At 72.1% G+C, this 23,603-nt stretch carries 25 protein-coding genes and 1 pseudogene; 9 read left to right on the forward strand and 17 right to left on the reverse strand.

Going from position 1 to position 23,603, the window contains the following annotated elements:
* Positions 1–209 precede the first annotated feature (209 nt).
* The 4 genes from MTF65_RS07410 to MTF65_RS07425 are packed head-to-tail and all read right to left on the reverse strand — an operon-like array spanning position 210 to position 5,113.
* Entirely contained in the window at positions 210–1,541 is a 1,332-nt protein-coding gene (locus MTF65_RS07410; protein ID WP_243627498.1) for an AAA domain-containing protein, read from the reverse strand.
* Complete coding sequence (locus MTF65_RS07415) at positions 1,538–3,148, reverse strand: hypothetical protein (protein WP_243627499.1); 1,611 nt, start codon at positions 3,146–3,148, stop codon at positions 1,538–1,540. The genes MTF65_RS07410 and MTF65_RS07415 overlap by 4 nt, the downstream gene beginning before the upstream one ends.
* Positions 3,136–4,308, reverse strand: coding sequence for a hypothetical protein (locus MTF65_RS07420; protein ID WP_243627500.1), 1,173 nt, complete (start codon positions 4,306–4,308; stop codon positions 3,136–3,138). Before MTF65_RS07420 ends, MTF65_RS07415 begins: the two co-directional genes overlap by 13 nt.
* Positions 4,247–5,113, reverse strand: coding sequence for a phosphatase PAP2 family protein (locus MTF65_RS07425; RefSeq protein WP_243627501.1), 867 nt, complete (start codon positions 5,111–5,113; stop codon positions 4,247–4,249). Before MTF65_RS07425 ends, MTF65_RS07420 begins: the two co-directional genes overlap by 62 nt.
* A gap of 128 nt (positions 5,114–5,241) precedes the next feature.
* Here MTF65_RS07425 and MTF65_RS07430 point away from each other — a divergent pair, with 128 nt between their 5' ends.
* Positions 5,242–5,838 carry a histidine phosphatase family protein gene (locus MTF65_RS07430; RefSeq protein WP_243627502.1) on the forward strand — a complete coding sequence of 199 codons (597 nt, stop codon included), beginning with the start codon at positions 5,242–5,244 and terminating at the stop codon, positions 5,836–5,838.
* Between the two features lie 142 nt (positions 5,839–5,980).
* Here the strand turns inward: MTF65_RS07430 and MTF65_RS07435 are convergent, their stop codons facing one another.
* The gene (locus MTF65_RS07435) at positions 5,981–7,276 is read right to left on the reverse strand and encodes a tetratricopeptide repeat protein (protein WP_243628605.1); all 1,296 of its coding nucleotides are present in this window, start codon (positions 7,274–7,276) and stop codon (positions 5,981–5,983) included.
* A gap of 308 nt (positions 7,277–7,584) precedes the next feature.
* On the opposite strand from MTF65_RS07435, the gene MTF65_RS07440 reads away from it, so the two are divergent.
* The 3 genes from MTF65_RS07440 to MTF65_RS07450 are packed head-to-tail and all read left to right on the forward strand — an operon-like array spanning position 7,585 to position 9,266.
* Positions 7,585–8,022 carry a hypothetical protein gene (locus MTF65_RS07440; RefSeq protein ID WP_243627503.1) on the forward strand — a complete coding sequence of 146 codons (438 nt, stop codon included), beginning with the start codon at positions 7,585–7,587 and terminating at the stop codon, positions 8,020–8,022.
* Between the two features lie 36 nt (positions 8,023–8,058).
* Positions 8,059–8,952: a spermidine synthase gene (locus MTF65_RS07445; protein ID WP_243627504.1), complete on the forward strand. Its 894-nt coding sequence runs from the start codon at positions 8,059–8,061 to the stop codon at positions 8,950–8,952.
* A gap of 41 nt (positions 8,953–8,993) precedes the next feature.
* Positions 8,994–9,266, forward strand: coding sequence for a fibronectin type III domain-containing protein (locus MTF65_RS07450; RefSeq protein WP_308407152.1), 273 nt, complete (start codon positions 8,994–8,996; stop codon positions 9,264–9,266).
* Positions 9,267–10,043: 777 nt separating this feature from the next.
* Here MTF65_RS07450 and MTF65_RS07455 read toward each other — a convergent pair.
* The 8 genes and pseudogenes from MTF65_RS07455 to MTF65_RS07490 all read right to left on the reverse strand — a co-directional run bounded on the left by MTF65_RS07455 (position 10,044) and on the right by MTF65_RS07490 (position 15,034).
* Positions 10,044–10,547 (reverse strand): hypothetical protein, encoded by a 504-nt coding sequence (locus MTF65_RS07455; RefSeq protein WP_243627506.1) that lies wholly within the window; start codon positions 10,545–10,547, stop codon positions 10,044–10,046.
* 62 nt (positions 10,548–10,609) lie between these two features.
* Entirely contained in the window at positions 10,610–10,927 is a 318-nt protein-coding gene (locus MTF65_RS07460) for a hypothetical protein (RefSeq protein WP_243627507.1), read from the reverse strand.
* Positions 10,928–10,956: 29 nt separating this feature from the next.
* Complete coding sequence (locus tag MTF65_RS07465) at positions 10,957–11,757, reverse strand: excalibur calcium-binding domain-containing protein (RefSeq protein ID WP_243627508.1); 801 nt, start codon at positions 11,755–11,757, stop codon at positions 10,957–10,959.
* Between the two features lie 34 nt (positions 11,758–11,791).
* Positions 11,792–12,238, reverse strand: a complete 447-nt coding sequence (locus MTF65_RS07470; RefSeq protein WP_243627509.1) for a hypothetical protein — start codon at positions 12,236–12,238, stop codon at positions 11,792–11,794.
* Positions 12,239–12,490: 252 nt separating this feature from the next.
* Entirely contained in the window at positions 12,491–12,742 is a 252-nt protein-coding gene (locus MTF65_RS07475; protein WP_243627510.1) for a hypothetical protein, read from the reverse strand.
* Between the two features lie 409 nt (positions 12,743–13,151).
* Positions 13,152–13,283, reverse strand: coding sequence for a helix-turn-helix domain-containing protein (locus MTF65_RS07480; RefSeq protein ID WP_243627511.1), 132 nt, complete (start codon positions 13,281–13,283; stop codon positions 13,152–13,154).
* A gap of 445 nt (positions 13,284–13,728) precedes the next feature.
* Positions 13,729–14,424: pseudogene (locus MTF65_RS07485) on the reverse strand (DUF2637 domain-containing protein); the annotation flags it as partial.
* Between the two features lie 34 nt (positions 14,425–14,458).
* The gene (locus MTF65_RS07490; protein ID WP_243627512.1) at positions 14,459–15,034 is read right to left on the reverse strand and encodes a hypothetical protein; all 576 of its coding nucleotides are present in this window, start codon (positions 15,032–15,034) and stop codon (positions 14,459–14,461) included.
* Positions 15,035–15,112: 78 nt separating this feature from the next.
* Between MTF65_RS07490 and MTF65_RS07495 the strand changes: the two genes are divergently transcribed.
* The 3 genes from MTF65_RS07495 (at position 15,113) to MTF65_RS07505 (ending at position 17,638) form a co-directional block, all read left to right on the forward strand.
* Entirely contained in the window at positions 15,113–15,802 is a 690-nt protein-coding gene (locus tag MTF65_RS07495; RefSeq protein WP_243627513.1) for a response regulator transcription factor, read from the forward strand.
* A 7-nt stretch (positions 15,803–15,809) separates the two neighbouring features.
* Positions 15,810–17,189 (forward strand): HAMP domain-containing sensor histidine kinase, encoded by a 1,380-nt coding sequence (locus tag MTF65_RS07500; RefSeq protein WP_243627514.1) that lies wholly within the window; start codon positions 15,810–15,812, stop codon positions 17,187–17,189.
* Positions 17,190–17,338: 149 nt separating this feature from the next.
* Complete coding sequence (locus MTF65_RS07505) at positions 17,339–17,638, forward strand: hypothetical protein (RefSeq protein WP_243627515.1); 300 nt, start codon at positions 17,339–17,341, stop codon at positions 17,636–17,638.
* Between the two features lie 56 nt (positions 17,639–17,694).
* On the opposite strand, the gene MTF65_RS07510 is transcribed toward MTF65_RS07505, so the two are convergent.
* Positions 17,695–18,195, reverse strand: coding sequence for a MarR family winged helix-turn-helix transcriptional regulator (locus MTF65_RS07510; RefSeq protein ID WP_243627516.1), 501 nt, complete (start codon positions 18,193–18,195; stop codon positions 17,695–17,697).
* A gap of 124 nt (positions 18,196–18,319) precedes the next feature.
* Here MTF65_RS07510 and MTF65_RS07515 point away from each other — a divergent pair, with 124 nt between their 5' ends.
* Complete coding sequence (locus tag MTF65_RS07515; protein ID WP_308407122.1) at positions 18,320–19,252, forward strand: NAD(P)H-binding protein; 933 nt, start codon at positions 18,320–18,322, stop codon at positions 19,250–19,252.
* Here MTF65_RS07515 and MTF65_RS07520 read toward each other — a convergent pair.
* Genes MTF65_RS07520 through MTF65_RS07530 form a run of 3 tightly spaced genes read right to left on the reverse strand, consistent with a single transcriptional unit; the run spans position 19,242 to position 22,412 of the window.
* The gene (locus MTF65_RS07520; RefSeq protein WP_243627517.1) at positions 19,242–20,066 is read right to left on the reverse strand and encodes a carbohydrate ABC transporter permease; all 825 of its coding nucleotides are present in this window, start codon (positions 20,064–20,066) and stop codon (positions 19,242–19,244) included. The genes MTF65_RS07515 and MTF65_RS07520 overlap by 11 nt on opposite strands.
* On the reverse strand, positions 20,063–21,046 hold the full coding sequence (locus tag MTF65_RS07525; RefSeq protein WP_243627518.1) for a carbohydrate ABC transporter permease: 984 nt from the start codon (positions 21,044–21,046) through the stop codon (positions 20,063–20,065). The genes MTF65_RS07520 and MTF65_RS07525 overlap by 4 nt, the downstream gene beginning before the upstream one ends.
* A 16-nt stretch (positions 21,047–21,062) precedes the next feature.
* A complete protein-coding gene (locus tag MTF65_RS07530; RefSeq protein ID WP_243627519.1) occupies positions 21,063–22,412 on the reverse strand; it encodes an ABC transporter substrate-binding protein in 1,350 nt (449 codons plus the stop codon).
* Between the two features lie 102 nt (positions 22,413–22,514).
* Here MTF65_RS07530 and MTF65_RS07535 point away from each other — a divergent pair, with 102 nt between their 5' ends.
* Positions 22,515–23,558, forward strand: a complete 1,044-nt coding sequence (locus tag MTF65_RS07535; protein WP_243627520.1) for a LacI family DNA-binding transcriptional regulator — start codon at positions 22,515–22,517, stop codon at positions 23,556–23,558.
* The last annotated feature ends 45 nt before the right edge of the window (positions 23,559–23,603 follow it).

Here is a 23,603-nt window from a genome sequence, read left to right on the forward strand (position 1 = left end):
CCTTCCGGGCCACCGTCCATTGTCCAACGCCGCGCAAGAGCGCGACGGGCCCGGCGGCTACGGTTTCCAGCTCGTGCGGTGTTCCGCCAGGTGTGCGAGCACCGAGTGGTTGGCCTCCCAGCCGTCGGGGCTGTATCTGTTTGCCGCCTCCGGCGGCGTGCCGGACTCCGTCCGGCGGTGGGGGTGTCCCGGCGGGACCGCGGGCCTGGCTACGGCTTCCAGCTCGTGCGGTGTTCCGCCAGGTGCGCGAGCACCGAGTGGTTGGCCTCCCAGCCGTCGGGGAACTTCATCGTGACGCCCAGCTGCACCGGCTCCGTCGACGGGTGGTCGTCCAGCAGCTCCGCGATGCCCGCCCGGGCCACCACCACGCAGGCGTGCCGGTGCCGGGAGGCCAGGACGCACAGGCGGCCCGTCTCCAGGTGGAACGCCGTCGCGTCGGGGCGGCCAGACAGCGGGTGCAGCACCACCGTGAGGTCGTACTCGCGCCCCTGGAGCCGGTTCGCGGTGTCCACCGTGACCCCGCCGACCCCGAGTTCCGCCAGCGCCGCGCGGATCGCCGCCGCCTGGTCGCGGTGGGCGGTGCCGACGGCGATCCGGTCGGCCGTCAGCGGGACCGGCCCCGGCGCCTGCTCGTCGGCGGTCACCGCGCCCCGGTCCAGGGCCCGCCGCACCACCAGCGCCACCGCCCGGACCGCCTCCGGGTCCGTGCGCGGGGTGTGCCGGGCGGGGAGCTCCAGCAGCCCCCAGCCCGACTCGGCCGCCTCGTCCAGCACCCGGTCGGGGCCCGAGCCGTCGCCCGCGACGCCGTACGACAGCCGCCGCTCGCCCGGACCCGTACCGCTGCGGAACTGCGTGTACGGGTAGAACGCCCGCGAGACCAGCGGCGCGGCCGTCGCCGGGAGCCGCCAGGACACCGGCAGCCGGTGCTGCGGCAGCTGCGGATTGTGCGCCAGCAGGGTGGACACCGCCGAGGCCGAGGGGTCGTAGGACAGGCCCGCCCACTGCTCCGCGCCGACCACGCTGAACGGGTCCAGCTGCCCCGGGTCGCCCACGAACAGCGCCCGCTCGAACAGCCCGGCCACGGCCAGCAGCGCGTCCGAGCGCATCTGGTACGCCTCGTCCACGATGGCGTGCTCCCAGGGCTCCACGTCCTTGACGTAGGCCCACTTCGCCGCCGTGGAGATCGTGATCGGCAGTTCGGCGAGGTCCCCCGGCTTGGCCGAGAGGGTGACCGAGGGCAGCTCGCGCAGGGCCGGGTCGTAGGCGTCCCCGTCGCTGCTGTGCAGCCGGCCGACCTTCAGCTCCGGGTCCTTGCCGGCGAGCCGCAGCACCAGGTCGTCCACCTGGGCGTTGGTCTGCGCGACCACCATCAGCCGGCGCCCGGAGGCGGCGAGCTCCCGGGCCGCCCGGACCACCAGCGTGGACTTGCCGGCCCCGGGCGGGGAGTCGACGACCACGCCCCGCTCGGTCCCGTGCAGGGTGTCGTGCAGGATCGCGGCGGTCGCCTGGGAGGCCGCGGCCCCCGGGTCGAAGGAGTTCACAGCACGTCCTCGGCGGTCACGGGGTCGGGCAGCGCGGGGGCGGTCAGATGTCCGGGCGGGCCGCCGTGCGTCCACGGGGTCTGCTCCGGGGCGGGCAGTTTCGGGCCGCCGCGCGCGTCGTGCTCGAACAGCGTCCAGCACACCCGGTCGCCCTTCTCCGGCACCGATCCGGGCTCCGGTTCCCTGCTGCGGCCCATCTTGTCCAGCAGTCGCAGCACCAGCTGCCCGTCCTCCTCCGAGCGTACGAATTCGGCGGCCTGCGGGCGCCCGTCGAGCGAACGGAACACCTTCCCGCGGCCCCCGCCTCCGCCCCCGCCTCCGTCCGCGAGCTGCGGCCGGTCCTCCGTCGCCACCGTCACCAGCGGGCGCGGGCTCGGCCGCTTGGACTGCGTCCACTCCATGACCACCTCGGTGACCTCGCCGGCGAAGGCCTCGCCCGCGAGGCGCCGGCCCGCCATCACCAGCGGATCGTCCAGCGCCTCCTGGGCGTCCAGCCGCACCTGCTCGGTCTCCCGCGTCGCCAGCTTCTGCGCCGCCGTCACCGCGTCGTCGCGGCGCGGCTGCGGGGGCTCGCCCGCGCGGACCCGGTCGCGGTGGCCCGTGTACGACCAGCGGTCGCGGGTCCAGCGCTCCTCGGCCCGCTCCCCGGGCGGCAGCGCGCGCAGCAGGTCCAGCGCGTGCCACACCGCCGACCAGGTGCTCCGCATCTGGTCCATGACCAGCCGCCGGACCGCCTGCTCGGCGAGCCGCAGCGCGTCCCCGTCCGCGTTCCCGTCCTCCCCGTCCCGGCGTTCGGCCGCCCGCGCCGCGTCGAACCTCGCGATCGCCGGGCCCAGCAGCTTGTTGTCGAACGCCGGATCGGTGGCCGGACCGGCCGGCGGGACGAGTAGCTGGCCGCCCGCGTCCCGCCCGAGCTCCGCGCGCAGCGCCCGCTCGGCGCCGGACGCGCCCTCCGGCGGGTCGATCCACGCCAGCAGCGCCCCCAGGTGCTGGTCCTCCAGGTTGCTCTGGCCGGTCGCCCAGTGCCGGGACAGCAGGTCCGTCGCCGACAGCAGCATCGAGGACCCCGGTACCCGGGAGCGCTCGCCGAGGTGCGTGAACCAGCGTCCCAGCAGCGGCACCTGGGTGGGCGCCGGGTAGGGGTTGTCCGGGTCCTCCTCCGCGGTCCGCCGGAACCGCATCGACCGCCCCAGCAGCCGGACGTACTCGATGCCCGCCCGGCTCGGCACGATCAGCTGCGGCGCGTCCAGGCACAGCTCGGCCGCCACCTTGACCCGCTTTCCCGTCTCCGGGTCGGTCTCGGTCCGCTCGGCCGGCTCGACGGCATCCGCGTACCCGTCGATGTACGGCATCACGCGCTCCGCCAGCTCCGCCAGGAACTCCCAGCGCAGGTCCCGGTCTCGCGGCTGCGGTATGACGAGGATCCGGGGGTCGTGCCGGTCGGTGCCGACCATCGCCCCGAGCGGGGCCCCGGCCTCACCCGCCGTCGTCAGGGGGACGAAGACCAGCGGGTTCTCGCTCAGATGCCGGTGCCGTACGGTCGCCAGCGGCCGCGCCCGCCCCGAGCGGACGGCCTCCAGCCGGGCCAGGGTGTTCAGCAGGGACATTCCGCCGCCTCCCGGTGGATCCGGGCCCCGAGACCGCTCAGCGCCTCGGCGCGCAGCCGTGCCGCCCGGTGCAGCGCGGCCGAGGTCGGGTCCTCGGGGGAACCGCACCCGGCCGCCGCCGCGAGCGCCGCCTCGACGGTGGTCAGCGCGCCCAGCTCGCCCCGTACGGAACGGCCCAGCGCGGTCACCTCGCCGGCGGTGCGGGCCCGGTCACGGCAGTGGAAGGCCAGCTCGCAGGCGGCCAGGCACTCGGGGGCGTACGCGGCGGAGACCGCGGACACCGCCTCGGTCAGCTCCTCGGCGGGCCGCGCCGGGTCGAAGCTGAGCCCCTCGGGCAGGGCCCGGGCCAGCTCCTCGACCCGGGTCAGCCGGTCCAGCTGGCGCCGGGTCACCGCGCGCTCGCGGCGGACGTCGACCACGGCGGCGGTGGGCAGGTTGGAGAAGTCCTTGGGGCAGACCAGCAGCACCTGGTGGCCGACGGTGGCGCCCGCCAGCTTCTCGGCGGTCCTCTCCAGGGCCAGTACGTACACGGCGGCCTGCCGGGCGGCGGCGCCCACCTTCGCGGCGTCGGCGGACCCGTCGATCATCGGGAACGATTTGATCTCCACGACGGTCCAGCGGCCGTCGGGATGGACCACGACGGCGTCCGGCTCCAGGTAGGCGGGGGAGCCCGCCACCTCCAGGGCCAGCATCGGATGGTCCAGCAGGGTCCAGACCCCGGCCGCCTCCCCGGCGGCGGTCGCCTCGCGCAACGCCAGCGCGGTGCGGGCGGCGCGCCCCTCGGGCCCGGCGGCGGTCAGATCCGGGACGCGGGCATCCGGCCCGGGCGCCTCGGCACCGGCGCCGAGGCGCTCGTGGACCAGCCGGAGCAGCTCGGCGCCGCCGTCGCCCTTGACCTTGGCCTCGAAGGAGTTGCCGCGGACGATGGCGAACTGCGACTGCCCGAAGGAGGCGGGCGACCCCAGGGCCGCGGCGAGCGCGGTCTTGTCCACGCCGGCGCCGTCGAGCAGCGCGCGTCTGCCGCAGCCGGGGTTGGCGGCGAGGGCCGCCAGCGCCCGGGCGTCGAGCGGGCGGGGCGGCACGGCGGGGCCGCGCAGGTCAGCGAGCCGCTGCCGCAGTGTCGTCGTCTGCGGAGGGCCGCTGGGCGGGTAGGAGCTCACGGGCGGAAGTGTCCCATCCGCCACTGACAATCGTGGACTTACGCCGGAAACCGGCAGCTCCCGTGCCGAATCCGCGGGTCAGGAGCGTGCGCGTGAGGAGGGTGCGCGTGGCCAGGAAGCCGGCGCCCATCACGGCGGCCCCGGCGGCGGCGTCGAGGAAGTAGTGGTTGGCCGTGCCCATTACCACCAGCGTGGTGACCGCGGGATACGCGATGCCGAGCGCCTTCAGCAGCGGCCGCCGTCCGTGCGTCCACAGCAGGACTCCGCACCACAGGGCCCAGCCGACGTGCAGGCTCGGCATCGCCGCGTACTGGTTGGTGAGGGCTCCGAGCCCGCGCGGGGCACTGGCCTCGGCGCCCCACCAGCCGTACGCGCTGTACTGGGCCATGGTGTCCGTGAAGCCGTGCGCGGCGTCGAGCAGCCGGGGCGGGCAGGTGGGCATCAGGCTGAAGCCGACGAGCCCGAGGAGGGTGGAGGCCACCAGCCAGGTGCGGGCGGCGATGTAGTGACGGGGCCGCCGGTAGTACATCCAGAGCAGTACGGCGGGGGTGAAGAGGTAGTGCAGTGAGGCATATATGAAGTCGGCGGGTATGCCGAGCCAGTCCGTCTCCGAGAAGAGCCGGTTGAGCGGCCGTTCGAAGTCGATGCCCAGCGGCCCCTCGACGCGCAGGATCGCGAGCCCGTGTTCCGTGGCGAGCGCCACGTCGCCCCGAACGAGGAGTCTGCCGCCCGAGTACGCGCCGTAGACGAGTCCCAGGAGCAGCAGTTCTGCCCACCATCGAGTAGGCCGCTGCCGATTGGTCATACGGTGTATGACGCTCGTGGGCCGGGAGGAGTTGCCTGGTGTTCGTGTGTTGGATGATGGATGGACGACGGAATCGCAGCGAAACCGAACGAATCCGTGCACATCCATATGGACCGGGAGAAATTCACATGGCCCCCCGCATCCTGCTGGCCCGCCACGGCCAGACGGCGTGGTCCCAGCTCGGCAAGCACACCGGACGCACCGACGTGCCCCTGCTGGAGGAGGGCAAGCAGGGCGCGAAGCTGCTCGGCGAGCGGCTGGCCCGCGACCCGTGGAAGGGGCTGCCCGGGGTGGAGGTCCGCACCAGCCCGCTGGTCCGCGCGAGCGAGAGCTGCGACCTGGCCGGCTTCGGCGTGCGGGCGGAGCCGTGGGACGCGCTGATGGAGTGGGACTACGGCGCGTACGAGGGCATGACCCCGGCCGAGATCCAGGCGATCCGCCCCGGCTGGCTGATCTGGCGCGACGGGGTCCCCGGCGGGGAGTCCGTCGCCGACATCGGGGCCCGCGCGGACGAGGTGGTGAGCTGGGCCCGCGCGGCCGACCACGACGTCCTCGTCTTCGCCCACGGCCACATCCTGCGCACCCTGGCCGCCCGTTGGCTCGGCTTCGACGTCTCCTTCGGCGCCCGGATCCGTCTGGAGCCGACCTCACTGTCGGTACTGGGCTGGGCATACGGGGCCCCCGCGCTGGAGCGCTGGAACGACACGGGGCACCTGGACACGTAGGGGTTCGCCACGGGCGGGCGTACTGCCCGGCGGGCTGGATTGCCGCGCAGCGGCAAAATCAGCCCCGCCGGCGTTTGAGGCGCGGGGTCTGGGGCGGAGCCCCAGCAGCGGCGCCGCGGTTGACCCCGACGCCCGGCCCCAATCAAACGGCGGCGTGCCGGGCCAGGAACGCGCCCACGCGGGGCGAGCGCTGGTGGGGGACCAGGGCGCGGGCCGTCTCCGAGAGCATCGACCGGATCCGGGTGGAGTGGACCTCGGCCAGCAGGTCCAGCACACGGCCCCCCGCCCACGCGGCCTCGTCGGGGGCGCCCGCATGGGCCAGGTCGTCGGCCAGCTCGGCGGTGTAGAGCGCCACGTTCCGGGCGAAGTGCGGGTCCTGCAGGTCGGCCGCGCGCCGGGCGTGCCGGGCCGCGCGGGCGTGCTCCCCGAGTACTGCCCAGCACCGGGCCTCCAGGTACTCCAGTTCGGCCTCGCCGAAGAAGGACATCCACTCGGGGTCCGCGCCCGCCGCGCCCCGGGAGAACTCCGTGTGCGCCCGGGCCAGCGCCTCCTCGCAGGCCTTGCGGTCGGCCAGCCCCGCCCAGCCGCCCGCCTCCCGTAGCGCGAGGAGGGACAGCAGCTTCGGGGAACCCAGCGAGCGGGCCGCGCGCCGGCCGGCCTGGGCCGCGCGTACGGCCTCGCGGGAGCGCCCGCAGTCCCGGGCCAGGAACGCCATGTTGCTGAAGGCGTGCGCCTCCAGGCCCGCGTCCCCCGCGACCCGGGCCGTCGCCAGCGCCTCGGCGTAGTGCGAGCGGGCGTCGTCGAAGCGGCCCGAGTCGTGGGCCAGCCAGCCGACGGATACCGCCAGTTCACCGGCGCCCGCGTGCAGCCGGTCCTCGGTGGACTGCCGGGTGGCCCCCGCGTCGAGCAACGCGTAGGCGGTGCGCAGGGGTTCGGCGGCCCGCCGGTAGAGGGCGTCGGCGCCGTGCCGGTCGTCCAGCAGCCGGATCTGGCGTACGGCCTCCTCGACGGCGGCGGCCTCGGACTCGCCGGCGCGGGAGGGGAGGGGGGCTCGCTCCGCGCCGAGCAGGGTGAGGCCCAGCGTCGCGACCGCCACGGTCGCGGAGCCGCCCGCCATGAACGCGCGACGCAGCACGTCGCTCTCCTTGTGGGTGAGGGGGGTGCGCTGCGCGGAGCGGCCGCGGACCGCCTCGCGCGGGGAGAAACCCAGGTCGGCCAGGGTCCGGCCGGGGAACATGTGCAGGAAGACCCGCTCGTACGCGTAGTTGGGGCAGCGGATCTCGCCGGACTCGACCCGGCCGATGTAGCGGGCGTCGCAGGAAACCGTTTCGCCGATTTCCCTCGCCGCCCGGCGCACCATGGCCGCGAACTCGGCCGGGGAGCGCTGTCCGCGCAGCCGCCGGAACGGGGAGTTGGGTGAGTGGGTGGACGCCGCCATGGACGTGACCTCTCTGGCAAGGAATGCGCTACCGGTCATGTGACGTGTGATGGGGGGTGCCCGGCGCGCATGAACGTACCGCCAGTGCCAGTCCACACATGCGGTGTTTGCCTACAAAACGGATATCTCACCCGCGATCCGCCATGAACTGCCATCCTTTGCGGCATCGTTCCGCCGCACCCGTTGACGTTCCCGTGCGTTGAACTCATGCGGAGTGGGAGGCGCCTCTCAGTCCTACGTGCGGTCTCCGGCGCAGACTCCCGCACTCGTATGCGGATCGAGGAGAGATTCCCTTGGTGGAGGGCGGCATGGAGAGCACTGGAACGAACACCGCGCCCGAGCCGGGTGTGGCCCCCCCGCTGTTGCTGGAGGCGCCGGACCTGGTCACCGTCCCCGCCCGTCAGGGGCTGGAGGCGGTGGACATCATCCGCCGTACCGCCGGCCACGCCACCGCGGGCGCCGGCGTCGGAGTCGGCCCGGTGCTGCACGACGGCTCCGGCGGCACCCTCGGCTTCCTCGTTCCGCCCGGCACGGCGGACGCCTGGGACCTGCCGGGCAGCGCCTGTACGCAGACCAACGGGCGCGGGATGCGCTTCGGCGACGTGGACACCGCCTCGCCCGCGGCAGGGGCCACCGGCTGGCTGCTCCCGCCGGAGGCCGTCGGGCCGGTCACCGACCCGGAGGTGCTGCGCGCGGCGCTCGGCGAGGCGGCCCGCCTGATCGAGGCGGCGGACAACTGCCGCTGACCGGACCGAGCCGCGCTGACCAGGCACAATGGTGTGGTGGCAGGCAAGGGCAAAGGCAGAGGCAGAGGCAAGGACGACGGGCAGCGCGCACGCGGTCCGGCGGAGACGGTCGTCGGGCAGGTTGACGGCGGCCGGGCCGAGCTGGAGCCCGACCGGGAGCGCGCGGGCGCCTGGACCCTGCTGATCGACGGGGCTCCGCAGTCGCATGTCGATCTGAACGATCCCGGGTACCTGGACTTCGCCTACCAGCGCCGGATCGGCCACCTGATCGACCTCGTCGCGCCCGCCCGGCAGCCCCTGAACGTGGTGCACCTGGGTGGCGGCGCCTTCACCCTCGCGCGCTACACCGCCGCCGCCCGGCCCCGCTCCACCCAGCAGGTGGTGGAGATCGACGCCGGTCTGGTGGCCTTCGTACGGGAACACCTGCCGCTGGACCCGCAGGCGCGGGTCCGGGTCCGGGCGGTGGACGCGCGGGCGGGCCTGGCCAAGGTCCCGGACGGCTGGGCGGACCTGGTCATCGCGGACGTGTTCAGCGGCGCGCGGACCCCGGCGCACCTGACGAGCACCGAGTTCCTGGACGACGTACGCCGTGCCCTCGCGCCCACCGGGTGGTACGTGGCCAACCTCACGGACGGTCCGCCGCTCACGCACCTGCGGGGCCAGATCGCCACGGTCGCGTCGCGGTTCGCGTACCTGGCGGTGGCCGCCGACCCGGTGGTGTGGCGGGGGAAACGGTTCGGCAACGCGGTCCTGGTGGCGGCCGACCGGGAGCTTCCGGTCGCGGAGTTCACCCGTCGGGTGGCGAGCGACCCGCACCCCGGCCGCGTCGAGCACGGCCGCGCCCTCGCGGACTTCGCGGGGGGCGCGCCCCCGGTCGCAGACGCCTCGGCGGTGCCGTCCCCGCAGCCCCCGCCGTCGGTGTTCCGATAGGACTTTTACGGATCGACGAGTTCCACCGTCGGCGGGTGGTCGTGCCTCCGCCCCTCCGGCTTTCCCCTTCGGCGACGTCGACCACGGTTCCCGTCACCTGGAACATGGGCAGCCCCGTTTCGCCGCCGGTCCGGGAGTACCGGATTTACGAGGAGTCGAGCGGATTCAAGATGGCCGTCCAGGCCCCAACCCAGACGGCGGTGGTTCCGGGCTACACACCTTCGAGCACCTACAAGCTCACCGTGCGGGCGGTGAACACGGAGGGGGAGAGCACCCCGTCCAGCGTCCTGGAGGGCACCACGGCCCCGGCGTGACAGCAGGATGCCCCGCTCCCGATGGTGCTGGGGGCGGGGCACTGGTGACGCTGGACTTGCTAGGCCGGTGCCGTGGCGGTGACTAGCAGCGTGCCGAGCTTTCCGTCCGGTGCCGGGATCACCTCGGCGTGAAGGTCAGTGAAGCCGTGGCGCTTGAGAAGGTCGGACCACTGCTCGGATGATCCGCTGGCCGCTGGGCCTCCCGTAGCCCCACCAGCCCGGAGGCTTCGGGAGGCTGGGCTCTGCCAAGTTGCGCGCGCCCGCAGTATGGTTCGCCGTCCACGCAGTTGACTAATAGTCAGGAGCAGCGATGGGCGAAGCGGCCCGAGGACGACAACACGAAGTACCAGCGCTCCATACGCGGCGGAGGTGGCAGCGGCGGGGGACGTGGTGGCCACGCCGCCGCGGGAGACGTCAACGACAACAGCAGGAATGGCCGGTTCAACTTCCGCAGCACTGGCGGCCTGGCGATCGTCGGCGACTGGAAGGCCGGCGGCGGACAGCTCACCGTCGAAGAGAACGGCGCCCTGGTCACGAGCGACAACAAGGGCAACCAGTGCAGGGGCAAGGTCCAGGCTGCGGCTCCCGACCTCTACGACTTCACGTGTGTGCGGGACAGACCCAGTCCGTACCGCACGACACGGCCAAGGACACGCTTACGTTCGACGGGGTCGGCTCCGACGACGTATACAAGCGGGGCGGGTAGCACGAAGCCCCCGCCGGATCCGGACCGTGCCGGGGCGGGGGCTACTCAACAAGAACGACGTGTACGGAGGGTCAGGCGAAGAGACGGCCAGCGTACGCGGCGAGTTCTTCCTGCTGCCTGGGGGTGCGGATGGTGTGCCGGTAGGGGCCCAGCTCGCACAGCAGGTGGGCGGGGATCGCCGCGGTGTTGGTGGGGGCGCCCCACTTGGTGCGCAGGATGTGACGGTGGTCCTGGTGATTGTCGGGCCGGTACTCGTAGGGGTCCTTCTTGACGCGGCCGATGAGGAACTCGGCGCCGTCCTTGAGGGAGGTGTAGAGGTAGTCGCCGCGCTTGACTTCGTCGCGAATCTTGAGGATCTGGGACGCGTAGCGGACCGCGTTGTGGTGGGAGATGACCTTTCCCTTGCGGGGTCCGTCGATGTACTCCTTGTTCTCGAAGCGCTCGATGATGGCCTTCTTGTCGAGGCCGCGGATGTCACCGCCCTCCTTGAAGGAAAAGACGGCCCCCTTCTCTTCGTGGAAGGCGTCGAGGTAGGCGTCGTCGCTTCCTCCGGCCATGATCAGCCAGACAGTCATCAGGATCCTTTCGCGGTGTGGCAAAGCCCCCGCTGGCCGGCTCGGTGCGGGGGCTCTCGTGGTTACTTGTCGTCGGAACGGGGCGTGTGCCCGCACAGCTCCTCGTACTCGGCTCGGTCGCCGGAATCGTACTCATCCGCGCCGTATACAGTGCCGGCGCACATCTGGTGCCGGAAGTGCTTGTATTCGTCGCGGAGTGTCAGGGCCTGGTCGACCTGCGCCCACGCGATGACGCCGGCCAGGACCAGGGTGGCCAGGTACAGGAAAGCGGCCAGCTTCCCCCGGATGACGGGGAACGTGATGGTGACGGACTTGGGTGCGGGCGGCTGTGCCGGGTGGTTGTAGGCAGGCCGGGCGGGCGGCAGAGGTATCTCGCTCAACGAAACTCCTTGATCGGTTTTGCCTGGTGTTATTCGCAGCCGACGCCGTCGCCGTCGCGGTCGAGGTGGCGGCCGTAGCCTGGGTCACCGCGGTGCACAGGGGCGGCGCCCGCTGCTCGTGCTGCCGCGCAGTTTTTGTAGTAGGCGCTGCCGCCCCCGCCGGTGGATGAGGAGCCTCCGATGCTGGAGCCGCCTCCGGTCGAGGTGCTGGAGGAGCTGGAGTCGTCCTCGGTCGGGGCAGGTGCGGGCTTGGGCTTCTCGGTGGGCTTCGGCATCGGCTTCGGCTGGCCGTACTGTGCCGGGCAGGTGCCGCCCTTGGTGATCACGTAGAGGTCGATGGTCGAACCCTCCGGGAGCGGAGTGTTCACCGCCACACTCTGGAAGCACACCTGCTGATCGGCGGCCTGCGAGGGCGGCGTGTCGTCGCTGTAGACGCTGTGAACCTTGACGGTGTGACGGGCACTCACTACGGAGGGCATCGACTCGACCGTGTCGCCGACCATGTGCGGCATGGTCAGCGGTGGCGGGACGGTGTTCACGGGCGAAGCGGACGCGGACGGCGTCGGCGTTGCGGTGGCGGTCGGAGTGGCCGCGGCCTTCGGTTTGGCGTCGGCCTCGGTCTTCTTCGGCGGGTCTGTCATGAAGGGGGCGAGGAACCAGAGGCCGGCGAGCACCGTGGCGACGATCTTCTTGCCCTTACTCCACTGGCTCGTCCACGCCAGGGCTATGCCGACCGGCGGCAGGATGATCAGGGCCGCGATGACGAGGGCGGGGTGCTGCCACCAGCGCCGGGCGGGCGCGGGCGGGTACGGATGGGGCGGCGGGTACACGGGTCTCCTGTGGGTTTCGGTGCTCGGGCCGCTGTCAGCGGCCGAGGGGGTCGCGTTCCGCGCTTCGGACGCGGATGGAACTGATGTCGCGCAGGATGCGGGCGTCCGCGTCGATGGGGGTGAAGTCGCCGAGCAGGGTCCGCCCGGACGGGATCGACTCCACCTTGAGCGGGGCGGAGTCGAGGACGTAGCCGGAGGCGTCCAGGAATTCGAAGCGGATGCGGTAGTCGGAACGCTCGGGACTGTGGTTGGTGATGCAGTACGTCACGCGGTAGCCGTCGCGTGTGGTCGTGCCGGTGGCGGTGACGTCGGAGGCCGTGGGGGCGTCGGCGCTGACGGTGATGTCGTCAGGAACCTTGCACGCCTTCTTCACGCGGTCTTCCTCCCGCTGCACCTGGTTCTTGCTGGCGGTCTTGTCGCTGTCGCCCGTCCCGTCGCCGAGATGGGCGGCGCAGGACGCGAGGAAGAGGAAGCCGAGCACAAAGGTGGCGACCCTCCACCCTGTGGCTTTCGACCCGGGGCGGGAAGGGGGCGCATACGGGGGCGGGGGCAGCTGGCCGTAGGGCTGGGGAGGGTAGCCGTAGCCGGCGGGCGTCGGGGAACTGGGGGACGCGAACGGGCTGGCGTCCGTCACGAGAGGACCTCCAGGTGCTTGTGGGTGGTTGGCGTACGGTGAAGCGCGAGCCCCCTCCTAATTCGCCTGGGAGGGGGCTCGGTTGCTCTCTGTCGTTGGTCAGAAGCCGTGGCGGCGGTTCCATGAGCTGACGGACGCGGCATAGATGATGTTGCCGATGCCCATCGTGAAGAGGAAAAGGACCACGTGGACGCCGACCGACTGGCGACGGCGTCGGTAACCCGGGCCGCCGTACGCAGCCGCTGACGCTGAAGACGCCGCGGAGTTGTTGATGACGATCGGCGGCATCCCCTGGTAGGGCTGCCCCTGCTGCTGAACCTGATGGTTCTGCTGCTTGTCGAAGTTCTGCACGATCCGCCTTCCTGGCACGTTATGTCATCCTGTTAGAGCAGCGCTCAAGATACACAAAATGTTGAAGATCGCTACTTGGGAGTACGCGCTTTGAGACAGGCATGCCGAAGGCCCCCGCCAGGTCCTATCTGCTTCCGGGGCGGGGGCGTCGTGGCGGGTCTTGTTGCTGCGGCAGCCTGAGGGATCAGCGCGCGGTGCGGGTCAGCGGTACGCAGGGGCGCCCCGGATACGCAGAGGCCTTCGCAGTACTTCAGACTCTCGCCTACCAGCAGTAGAGCCTGATCCGGATCGCTCCGGGGGCGGGGGCGGGGGCGGGCTGCGAGGGTCCGGCGCTTCTTGTGTGCGGGCCGGCTGGCCCGCGACTCCCGCTCGATCCGACGTACGGTTCGAGCGGGACGTGTGCGGCCGGTCAGGCGGGGGTGTTCTCATGGATCGCCCGGCGGAGTGTCCGGGTGGAGATGCCGAGATGCTTGGCGTACTCGGTCTGAGTCGTCTTCGGCTTGTCCTGCTGCACCTGTTGCCAGCCCAGGGTGTAGGTCACGCGGCGCTTGGCCCCTTCCTCGGCAGCACGCGCGTTCCGCTCGGTCAGCGGGTTGCCTCCTCCGGACTGACGGGAGGGACCTGCACCTTTGTCGACTCATCGTCAGGCCCGGTCACCTGCTTGGTCGCACCCTCGGGTGCAGGAGCGGACGACGGTTCATAGGCCTGCCCCTCGTCGGCCTGTCCGCTGTCCTCGTACTCCGGCATGTCCTCCTCCAGGAGGCGGTCTGCCGGGATGCGGGCGGTGACCTCCTCGCGGGTCTTCCGCGGCTTGTCCTCCGCCGCGAACGCGGGCGGCCGGGCGGGGAGCAGAGCGCGCAGAGAAGCGAACTCCTCGGCGTCCTCGGAACGGAAGGAGGCGGGGGGCAGGGTCGGCGTGTCCGCGTACGGGATAACGGGCTGCCCGACGACTGCCACGGCCTCCAGGGCGTGCTCCTCGAAGGCGGGGAGCACTTCGGGGGCGGGCGCCGGCCGCCACTCGATCTCGATTCCCGCTGCGGCCAGGCCAGCGGGCGCGGTGTCCGTCAGCGGTACGCCGATCTTCGCGAGCCGCAAGGGCAGCAGCGCCTCCACCGGGGCCATGCGGCCCCAAGCGCGGCCGTACCGGGCCTGGAGTCGGGCCTGGTAGATCAGGCAGTCCTGTTCTAGTCCCACTACCTGCTCGTAGCTGCGCAGCTCCCACAGCTTCATCCGCCGCCACAGCTTCGCGGTGGGCAATGGCGAGAGGACCAGCGCCAGACCCGGACCGAGTCCATGTGCTGATCCGCGGTGATGTCCGCGAGGCGCCCGACGGCGTGGCGGACGGCTTCGACGACCACGACGAAGAGGACCGGCATCACCGAGTGCATCCCGACGGCGAGCGGGTCAGGCCAAGCCGCTGCACCGTTGAAGGCGATCGTGGCGGCCGTCAGCATCCATGCGATGTGCCGCAGGACGGGGAAGGGAATCCGGATCCATGACAACAGCAGGTCGAGTGCGAGGAGTACCGCAATGCCCGCGTCGATGCCGACGGGGAAGACCATGGCGAAGTCCCCGAAGCCCTTCCTGCGGGCCAGGTCCACGACGGCCGAGTAGGACCCGCCGAAACCGATCCCGGCGATGATCAGGGCGCCACCCCCGACTGCCAGAGAGGGCTCGGTCACTCACCTTGAAGTGGCATCCTCGCAGGTCAGGTCGCTATCTTTCATCAACTTGGACAAGTGGCGGGTGGTCGTGCCAGGTGCAGAACACCGACACCTCGCGGCTGTCGAGGGTGAAGGTGACGCGGATCCAGAAGTCCTGCTTCCACACCTGCATCCGCCAGCCGGCCGCCGGGGTCGCGGAGACCAGTTCTGCCGAGGACGTCCCGAGGTCGAAGACGACCCGGCCGCCCGAGACCGTGTAGCCCTTCACGTCGGCCGGGTCTTCCCCGTCCGGCTGACGGCTGGGGCGCGGACTGGAGGCCGGGCCGGTGGCCGGGTCTCCCGTGGGCGCCTTCGGCGAGGGCTTCGCGGAAGAGGAGGAGGCGGGGTCGGCGGAAGGGGAGGCCGGAGCCGACTCCGAAGGGGAAGCGGAGGGCGAAGGGGAATCCGGCGGATCCGACCGCTGCGTCGAGGCCTCCGCCGTCGACAGAGTCCGCGTCGTCAGCGGAACCGCGAGCGGAGGATCGTAGGCGGTACCGGACATGACGGTGTGCACACCCCACCACGACAGCGTCACCGCCGCCGAGGTCGCCAGTGTCCAGGCCATGGCATGGAGAAGTCCTCTTCGCATCGGGGGACATACTGCACCACCCGTCCCACAGGTGGACCGACACCCCGCGCGGTCCCCCGAATGGACTACGGTGCCGCCATGGCAAGTGTGCTCGTGGTCGAGGACGACCAGTTCGTACGTTCCGCCCTGATCCGGCACCTGACCGAGGCCTCCCACACCGTGCGCAGCGTCGGCACGGCCCTGGAGGCCCTCCGCGAAGTCGCCCACCACCGCTTCGACGTCGTCATCCTCGACCTCGGACTGCCCGACCTCGACGGGTCCGAGGCCCTGAAGATGCTGCGCGGCATCACCGACGTACCCGTGATCATCGCGACCGCCCGCGACGACGAGGCCGAGATCGTCCGGCTGCTCAACGACGGCGCCGACGACTACCTGACTAAACCCTTCTCCGTGGAGCACCTCTCTGCCCGGATGGCCGCCGTACTGCGCCGCGCCCGCGCCTCGGTCGGGGCCGAGCCGCCCTCGCGGGTGCTGCGCGTCGGCGGGCTGGCCATCGACCCGCTGCGCCGCCAGGCCGAGCTGGACGGGGCCGTCCTCGACCTCACGCGGCGGGAGTTCGACCTGCTGGCCTTCCTCGCCGGGCGGCCCGGGGTGGTCGTGGCCCGGCGCGAGCTGCTCGCCGAGGTCTGGCAGCAGTCGTACGGGGACGACCAGACCATCGACGTCCACCTGTCATGGCTGCGGCGCAAGCTCGGCGAGACCGCCGCCAACCCCCGTTATCTGCACACGCTGCGGGGGGTCGGGGTCAAGCTGGAGCCGCCCGCGTGAGGCCGCGATGAGGTGGGCGCTGGTCAAGGTGTGCCTCGCGGTCACCGCCATGGTGGTCGTGGCCTTCGCCGTACCGCTCGGGCTGGTGGTCCAGGAGATGGCCAGCGACCGGGCCTTCTCCAACGCCGAACGGCAGGCCGCCACCATGGGGCCGACCCTGTCCATCACCACCGACCCCGTACAGCTGCGCAAGGCGGTGGAGTCCACGCAGATGGGCGCCGCCCGGCGGATGGCCGTCCATGTCCCGGCCGTGGGCGACAGCGCGCCCGTGGACATCGGCAAGGGCTGGGCCGGTGAGCACGCGGTGGCCGAGACCCGCAGGATCGGGCGGGCCACCACCGCCTCGGTGGCGGGCGGGGGTTCGGCGCTGCTCCAGCCCACCGCGCTCGGCTCCGGGGACATCGCGGTGATCGAGATCTACGTACCGGAGAGCGAGGTCAGCAACGGAGTCGCGACCGCCTGGGTGGTCCTCGCGGGTGTCGGCCTGGCCCTGATCGTGGGCTCGGTGGCGGTGGCCGACCGGCTCGGCGCCCGTCTGGTACGGCCGGCCGAGCGGCTCGCGGACGCCGCGCACCAGTTGGGCGAGGGGCGGCTCGGCGCGCGCGTACCGGAGGCCGGGCCCAAGGAACTCCGGTCGGCGGCGGTCGCGTTCAACTCGATGGCGGACCAGGTGGTGGAACTCCTGGCCAATGAGCGGGAGCTGGCCGCCGACCTGTCGCACCGGCTGCGGACGCCGCTGACGGTGCTGCGGCTCAACGCGGCCTCGCTCGGGGACGGACCGGCCGCCGAACAGACCCGGGCGGCGGTGGAGCAGCTGGAGCGGGAGGTCGACACGATCATCCGTACCGCCCGTGAACAGCGCGCCCCCGCCGTCGCCGCGGGCGTGGCCGGGTGCGACGCCTCCGAGGTGATCCGGGACCGGATGGCCTTCTGGTCGGCGCTCGCGGAGGACGAGGGCCGCGAGGTGCGGCTCGCGGGAGTGGACCGTCCGGTACGGATACCCGTGGCCCGGCCGGAGCTCGCCGCCGCCCTCGACGCGATGCTCGGCAACGTCTTCCGGCACACCCCCGAGGCCACGCCCTTCGCGGTGGACGTGCACGACGCGGGGGACGCGGTCATCGTCCTCGTCTCGGACGCGGGCCCCGGGATCGCCGACCCGGACGCCGCCCTGCGGCGCGGCAACGACGGCGGCCGGGACGGCTCGACGGGGCTCGGCCTGGACATCGTCCGACGGGTCGCGGAGTCGACGGGCGGGGACGTGCGGCTCGGGCGCTCGGTGCTCGGCGGGACGGAGGTGCGGGTGTGGATCGCCCTGGACGGCCGCGCGCGGGCCGGCTCCGAGGGTGCGCGGGGGCGGCGCGGGCGGCGCAAGCGGCGCGGCGCCTGACGGCGACCGATCCACTTCCACATCCAGGGCGCCTGACGCCTGACGGCACTGGTCTGAGGGGCGCGCCCTGGGGCCCGCTCGGACGGGGGCGCAAATGTTGCCGCGTCCCCGGGCCGAGCCGAGTGTGAGCGTGACGGAAGGAGTCACGCATGAGAGTCATGCTCAGGGCGCACTTGGACACGGCCGCCACCAACGAGGGCATCAAGACCGGGGCCCTGCCCCAGTCCATCAAGAAGCTGATGGACAAGGTCAAGCCGGAGGCGGCCTACTTCGGCCTTCACGAGGGCGTGCGTTCCTGTTGGATCGTCTTCGACCTCCAGGACAGCGCGCAGATGCCGCCGCTGATGGAGGACCTGTTCCTCCAGTTCAACGCCGAACTGGAGGTCGGGCCGGTCATGAACGCGGAGGATCTGACGCGGGGTCTGGCCGCGATGGAGTCCTCTGGTTAGACGGGGTTCCGAAGGGCACGTCCGGGCCGACGACGAGGCCGCTGCCCGGTAGTACGTCAGTCCGGGGCGCCGGAGTTGAGCCGCTGGGCCTGGGCGCGGCCGACCTCGGCGGCGCGGTGCAGGTAGTCGGCGATGACCGCGAGTTCGGCGTCGGAGTAGCCGTCGAGCACCGCGCCGAAGGCCCGGCCGGGGGTCTCCCAGGCCGCGCCGATCCGCTCGCGGGCCTCGGGGGCGAGCGAGACGAGGGAACGGCGGCGGTCGTGCGGGTCGGCGTGCCGCTCGACGATCCCCGCCTTGACGAGGCGGTCGACGAGGCGGGTGGCGGAGCCGGAGGTCAGGCCGGTGAGGCGGGCGATGTCGCCGGTGCTGACCGGGCCCGGCTCCATGTCGAGGAGGGCCACGCACTGCATGTCGGTGGGGTGCAGGCCGACGTGGTCGGCCATGGCCTGGTTGAAGATCGAGTAGTCGGCGTAATGCCGCTGGCTCTCGGTGACGATGCGCGCCAGCAGCTCGGCGCGGCTCCACTCCTCACCCGAACGAGGGGAATCGGTTGACATCGGCTTCTCCATGGGTCAAATTTATCTGTGTGACGCAGGAAATGCGTCGCACAGAATCTGTGTCACGTACCCATCCTAGCGGGGTCGCGGCGCACCGACCTCGATCCAGGAAGCAGGAAACGCCATGTCAACTCCTTCGATCCTCGTCACCGGCGGCCGCGGCGCCGTCGCCCGAGGCCTCGGCGCCCTGCTCAGCGCCCACGAAATCCCGTACCGCCTCGCCTCCCGCGTGCCGGACACCCCAGACACCCCGGACACCCCCGACACCGTCCACTGCGACCTGACCGACCCGAGCACCTTCCCCGGCGCGCTCGCCGGTGTCCGCTCGGTCTTCCTCTATGCCGAGGCCGCCGGCATCGACGCCTTCGTGAAGGAGGCCGTCACCGCCGGAGTCGAGCATGTCGTGCTCCTGTCCTCCTCGTCGGTGCTCGGCCCCGACGCCGCCGACAGCCCGCTGTCCGCCGCGCACCTCGCCGTCGAGGAGGCCCTGCTCGCCTCCCCGCTGCGCACCACCGTGCTGCGGCCGGGTGCGTTCGCGAGCAATGCCCGCGGCTGGGCCTGGTCCCTGAAGTCCGGACGCCCGGTCCACCTGCCCTACCCGGGCTCCCACTGCGACCCCATCCACGAGGCCGACATCGTCGAGGCCGCCTTCGCCGTCCTCACCGACCCCGGACTCGGCGGCCGCGCCTACACCCTGACCGGGCCGCACTCGCTCAGCTTCGAGACCCAGCTCGCGATACTCGCCGGGTGCTGGGCCGGCCGGTGCCCTTCGAGGCGGTCTCCGCCGAGCAGTGGAAGTCCGAGGTGGAGGGCTACATACCCGGACCGTACGCGGATGCCCTCCTGGACTACTGGGCCGCCACCGAGGGCCTCCCGGTCGAGGTCACCGACACCGTCGAGCAGCTCACCGGCCACCCCGCCCGGCCCTTCGAGACCTGGGTGGCGGACCACGCCGCCGACTTCGGCGCGACGGCCTGATCGCGACCTGAGCCGATCGCGGCCTGACCGACGCTCATTGCACGCTGAACCCGTGAGGGTGGCCTCCGTCACCCTTTGACCGCTCCCTGCATGATGCCGCCCACGATCTGACGGCCGAACAGAAGGAACACCAGCAGCAGCGGGAGCGTGCCCAGCAGCGCGCCGGCCATGATCACCGACTGGTCGGGGATATAGCCCCGGCCCAGGCCCGTCAGGGCCACCTGAACCGTCGGGCTGCCGTTCTGGGTCAGCGCGACGATCGGCCAGAAGAAGTCGTTCCAGGCCATCACGAAGGTCAGCATCCCGAGCACCGCCATCGCGGGCCGGGCCGCCGGGAAGACGACGTGCCACACGATCCGCAGCGAACTCGCCCCGTCCGTGCGCGCCGCCTCCACCAGTTCCATAGGCAGGGCCTGCGCCAGGTACTGCCGCATGAAGAACACCCCGAAGGCCGAGACCAGGGCCGGAAGGACGACCGCCTGGAGCCGGTCCGTCCACGACAGCTCCGCGATCAGCATGTACAGCGGCACCACGCTCAGCTGCGGCGGGATCAGCATCGTCCCGACCACCAGTGTCAGCAGCAGCCGGCTGCCCCGGAAGCGGAGCCGGGCGAAGGCGAAACCGGCCAGCGTCGAGAACACCACCGTGCCGGCCGCGACCGTACCCGCCACGATCACCGTGTTCAGCAGGGCCGTGCCCATGTTGGCGTCGGTCCAGGCGATCGACAGGTTGCGCCCCAGGTTCCCGCCGAACCAGAACGGCGGCGGGGTCTGGGCGAGCCGCGTGTTGTTCCGCGACGCCGCGATCGCCGTCCACACCAGCGGGAAGAGCGACACGAGGGTGAAGATCCCGAGGATGATGTACGTGAGCCTGCCCGCGCGCAGTGACCTCATCGCGCCTCCCCCCGCCCCAGCACCAGCCGCGCGACGCCCGCGATCAGCAGCAGGATCAGGAACATGGCCCACGCGATCGCCGAGGCCCGGCCCAGGTGCAGGTTCACCCAGCCCTGCTCGTACAGGTACAGCCCGAGCGTCTGGAACTGGTGGTCCGAGCCGCCCGTCGCGCCCCCGCCGCCGTTGAACAGCAGCGGTTCGCCGAACAGCTGGGTCGCCCCGATCGTCGAGACCACACAGGTGAAGAAGATCGTCGGCCGCAGCGAGGGCACCGTCACATGGATGAACTGCCGCCAGCGCGAGGCCCCGTCCAGCTCGGCGGACTCGTACAGCTCGCCGGGCACGGCCTGCATGGCCGCCAGATAGATCAGCGCGTTGTAGCCCGTCCACCGCCACACCACGATCGTGGACACCGCCAACTGCGAGGCGAGCGGACCGTTCTGCCAGTCCACCGGCCCGACTCCGACGGCCGACAGCGCCCAGTTGACCATCCCGTAGTCCCGGCCGAAGAGCAGCACGAAGACGAGCGTGGCCGCCGCCACCGAGGTCGCGTACGGGGTGAGCACCGCGACCCGGAAGAAGGCCGAGGCCCGCAGCCGGTAGTTGAGCAGATGCGCCAGCCCCAGCGCGATCAGCAGCTGCGGCACCGTGGACAGCAGCCCGATGGTGACGGTGTTGCGCAGCGCGTTCCAGAAGAACTCGTCGTCCCACAGCCGGGTGAAGTTCTTCAGCCCCACCCACGTCATGCTGTCCGGATCGGTCAGCTCCACCTGGTGCAGCGCCGCCCAGCCCGTGTACAGCAGCGGGAACAGCCCGAAGGCGGCGAAGAACAGGAAGAACGGCGCCACCAGGGCGTACGGACTCCAGCGCAGGTCCCACCGGTAGCGGCGCGAGCGCCACACCTGGCCCCGGCCGCCCCCCTCGCCCTCCCGCACCGGGCGGGTGGGCGAGGGGGACAGGACCGCCGTCTCGTCAGTCATCCGCGAGCACCGGCCCTCACTGGTCCAGGGCGTTGTCGATGGCCTTCACCGCGGCCTCCCAGCCCTCCTGCGGCGTACGGCCCTTCTGGTCGACCTGGAGCATCCCGATGTCCGCCAGGTTCTGCGCGATCACCAGGTCCTTCGGCCCGAGCACCGTCACCGGCACTCCCTCGGCCGCCCGGGCGAAGATCTCCCCGATCGGGGCGCCGCCGAAGTACGCGTGCTGCGCACCCGACACCGACGGCAGCTTGTAGGCGGCGCTCGCGCTCGGGAAACTCCCGCGCTTCTCGAAGAGCTTCGCCTGCTGCGCCGGGGCCGTCAGCCAGGCCGCGAGCTTCGCCGCCTCCTCGGCGTGCTTGCCCGCCTTGGGCACCACCAGGAAGGAGCCGCCCCAGTTGCTCGGCTTCGGCGCCGCGGCCACGTCCCACTTGTCCTTGCCCGCCGGGCCCGCCTTGTCCTGGATGTAGCCGAGCATCCAGGCGGGGCAGGACACGGTGGCGAACGTTCCGTTGGCGAAGCCCTGGTCCCAGGCCGGGGTGAACTGCTGGAGTTTGGCGCTCAGCCCCTCGGTGGCGAAGGAGGCCGCCAGGTCGAAGGCGCCGCGCACCGCCGGGTTGGTCTTGTAGGCGACCTGGCCCTGCTCGTCGTAGAACCGCTGCGCGCTGCTGCCCGTGACGGCCGCCATCACGCCCGAGGCGGAGTCCACGAAGGCCTTCCCCTCGCCGGCCTTCGCCTTGTAGGCCTTGCCCGCCTCCAGGTACTTGTTCCAGTCGCCCGCCCACAGCGCCCCGACCGCCGCCCGGTCGGTGGGCAGCCCCGCCGCCTCGAACAGGTCCTTGCGGTAGCAGATCCCCTGCGGGCCTATGTCGGTGCCGAGGGCGACCGTCGCGCCTCCCTTGGCCGGGCTCGCCGTGCCCTGGGCCCACTTCCACGGCAGGTACGCCGCCTTGTCCACGCCCGGAGCCTTGGCCAGGTCGACCAGCTTGTCCGCCTGGGTGGCGGTGATCTCCGCGATGTTGTTGACCTCGACGGCCTGTATGTCGGCCAGTCCGCTGCCGGTGCCCAGGTGGGTGAGGAGCTGCGGGTAGTAGTTCTCGTTCCGCTCGATGGAGGTCTGCTCGACCCGGATGCCGGGGTTCTGCGCCATGTACTCGTCGTAGAGGCCGGCCTCCTGGAGTCCGAAGGCCCCGAAGACGCCGACGGTCAGGGTGGTCCGGTTGCTGTCCCCGGACTGCCCGCCCTGCTTCGCGGTCTCGGCCGGGTCCTGCGAGCATCCCGTGAGCAGCAGGGCCGCGGCGGCCGTCGCGGCCCCGGCGCTGAGAAGGGTTCTTCGGACTTTCGCCTGAGCTCGGGCGCTGGCTCGCATGTGCATCCTCCCTGAAGGACGGAACGTGCCGGGTGTCGTGTGACACAATCTGGGAGCGCTCCCATCGTCGTCAAGAGGTAGATTCACACCCGGGAGGAAACCATGAACGGGCATGGGCGCAGTGGGGGACGGCCGACGCTGGAAGAGGTGGCGGTCCGGGCGGGGGTCGGGCGCGGCACCGTCTCCCGGGTGATCAACGGTTCGTCCAAGGTCAGCGAGCGCACCAGGGCGGCCGTCGAGGCCGCCGTCGCCGAACTCGGCTACGTGCCCAACCGCGCCGCCCGCGCTCTCGCGGCCAACCGCACCGACGCCATCGCCCTCGTCATCCCCGAGCCCGAGGCGCGCTTCTTCGCCGAGCCCTACTTCTCGGACGTGGTCCGCGGGGTCGGCGCCACCCTCGCCGAGACCGACGTCCAGCTGGTCCTCACCCTGGCGGGCAGCGACCGGGAGCGCCGCCGGCTCGCCCAGTACCTATCCGGGCACCGCGTCGACGGCGTCATGCTGGCCTCCGTGCACGCCGGGGACCCGCTGCCCGAGCTGCTGGCCGAGCTGGGCATCCCGGCCGTGATCAGCGGCCGCCGCTCGGCCGACGAGACGCTGCCCTGCGTGGACTCCGACAACCTGGCGGGCGCGGCCGAGGCCGTACGCCACCTCCTCGGCCGAGGCCGCCGCGCGATCGCCACGATCACCGGCCCGCTGGACGTGTACGGGGCCCAGTGCCGGCTGGACGGCTACCGGCAGGCCCTCGCCGACGCGGGGCAGCCGGCGGACGAGTCACTGATCGCGCTCGGGGATTTCACCGAGGAGGGCGGCCGCCGCGCCATGCGCGAGCTGCTGGCCCGCCGCCCCGGGCTCGACGCGGTCTTCGCCGCCTCCGACGTGATGGCGGCGGGCGCCCGCCGCGAGCTGCGCGCGGCCGGCCGGCGGACACCGGACGACGTGGCGCTGATCGGCTTCGACGACTCGGTGGTGGCCCGGCACATGGACCCGCCGCTGACCAGCGTGCGCCAGCCGATCGAGGAGATGGGCCGCACCATGGCGCGGGTGCTGCTGGAGCTCATATCGGTGAGACAGAGCGGCGCGGGGGAGTCCCCGGAGCACGCCATCGTGCTCCCGACCGAGCTGGTGGTCCGGGAGTCCTCGTAGCGACGCGGGCCCGGGACGCGGAAGCCGGGCACGCGGAAGCCCGGG

The organism is Streptomyces sp. APSN-46.1 (assembly GCF_022815725.1).
In the GTDB taxonomy this organism is placed as follows: Bacteria; Actinomycetota; Actinomycetes; order Streptomycetales; family Streptomycetaceae; genus Streptomyces.

Excerpts from the sequence above, each read along its gene's own strand:
- MTF65_RS07525 (WP_243627518.1), bottom strand. The coding sequence starts at position 21,046 with ATGACTGACGAGACGGCGGTCCTGTCCCCCTCGCCCACCCGCCCGGTG.
- MTF65_RS07510 (WP_243627516.1), bottom strand. The coding sequence starts at position 18,195 with ATGTCAACCGATTCCCCTCGTTCGGGTGAGGAGTGGAGCCGCGCCGAG.
- MTF65_RS07435 (WP_243628605.1), bottom strand. The coding sequence starts at position 7,276 with ATGGCGGCGTCCACCCACTCACCCAACTCCCCGTTCCGGCGGCTGCGC.
- MTF65_RS07515 (WP_308407122.1), top strand. The coding sequence starts at position 18,320 with ATGTCAACTCCTTCGATCCTCGTCACCGGCGGCCGCGGCGCCGTCGCC.
- MTF65_RS07530 (WP_243627519.1), bottom strand. The coding sequence starts at position 22,412 with ATGCGAGCCAGCGCCCGAGCTCAGGCGAAAGTCCGAAGAACCCTTCTC.
- MTF65_RS07500 (WP_243627514.1), top strand. The coding sequence starts at position 15,810 with ATGAGGTGGGCGCTGGTCAAGGTGTGCCTCGCGGTCACCGCCATGGTG.
- MTF65_RS07440 (WP_243627503.1), top strand. The coding sequence starts at position 7,585 with ATGGAGAGCACTGGAACGAACACCGCGCCCGAGCCGGGTGTGGCCCCC.
- MTF65_RS07425 (WP_243627501.1), bottom strand. The coding sequence starts at position 5,113 with ATGACCAATCGGCAGCGGCCTACTCGATGGTGGGCAGAACTGCTGCTC.
- MTF65_RS07415 (WP_243627499.1), bottom strand. The coding sequence starts at position 3,148 with ATGTCCCTGCTGAACACCCTGGCCCGGCTGGAGGCCGTCCGCTCGGGG.
- MTF65_RS07455 (WP_243627506.1), bottom strand. The coding sequence starts at position 10,547 with ATGACTGTCTGGCTGATCATGGCCGGAGGAAGCGACGACGCCTACCTC.
- MTF65_RS07535 (WP_243627520.1), top strand. The coding sequence starts at position 22,515 with ATGAACGGGCATGGGCGCAGTGGGGGACGGCCGACGCTGGAAGAGGTG.
- MTF65_RS07520 (WP_243627517.1), bottom strand. The coding sequence starts at position 20,066 with ATGAGGTCACTGCGCGCGGGCAGGCTCACGTACATCATCCTCGGGATC.
- MTF65_RS07505 (WP_243627515.1), top strand. The coding sequence starts at position 17,339 with ATGAGAGTCATGCTCAGGGCGCACTTGGACACGGCCGCCACCAACGAG.
- MTF65_RS07495 (WP_243627513.1), top strand. The coding sequence starts at position 15,113 with ATGGCAAGTGTGCTCGTGGTCGAGGACGACCAGTTCGTACGTTCCGCC.
- MTF65_RS07490 (WP_243627512.1), bottom strand. The coding sequence starts at position 15,034 with ATGCGAAGAGGACTTCTCCATGCCATGGCCTGGACACTGGCGACCTCG.
- MTF65_RS07430 (WP_243627502.1), top strand. The coding sequence starts at position 5,242 with ATGGCCCCCCGCATCCTGCTGGCCCGCCACGGCCAGACGGCGTGGTCC.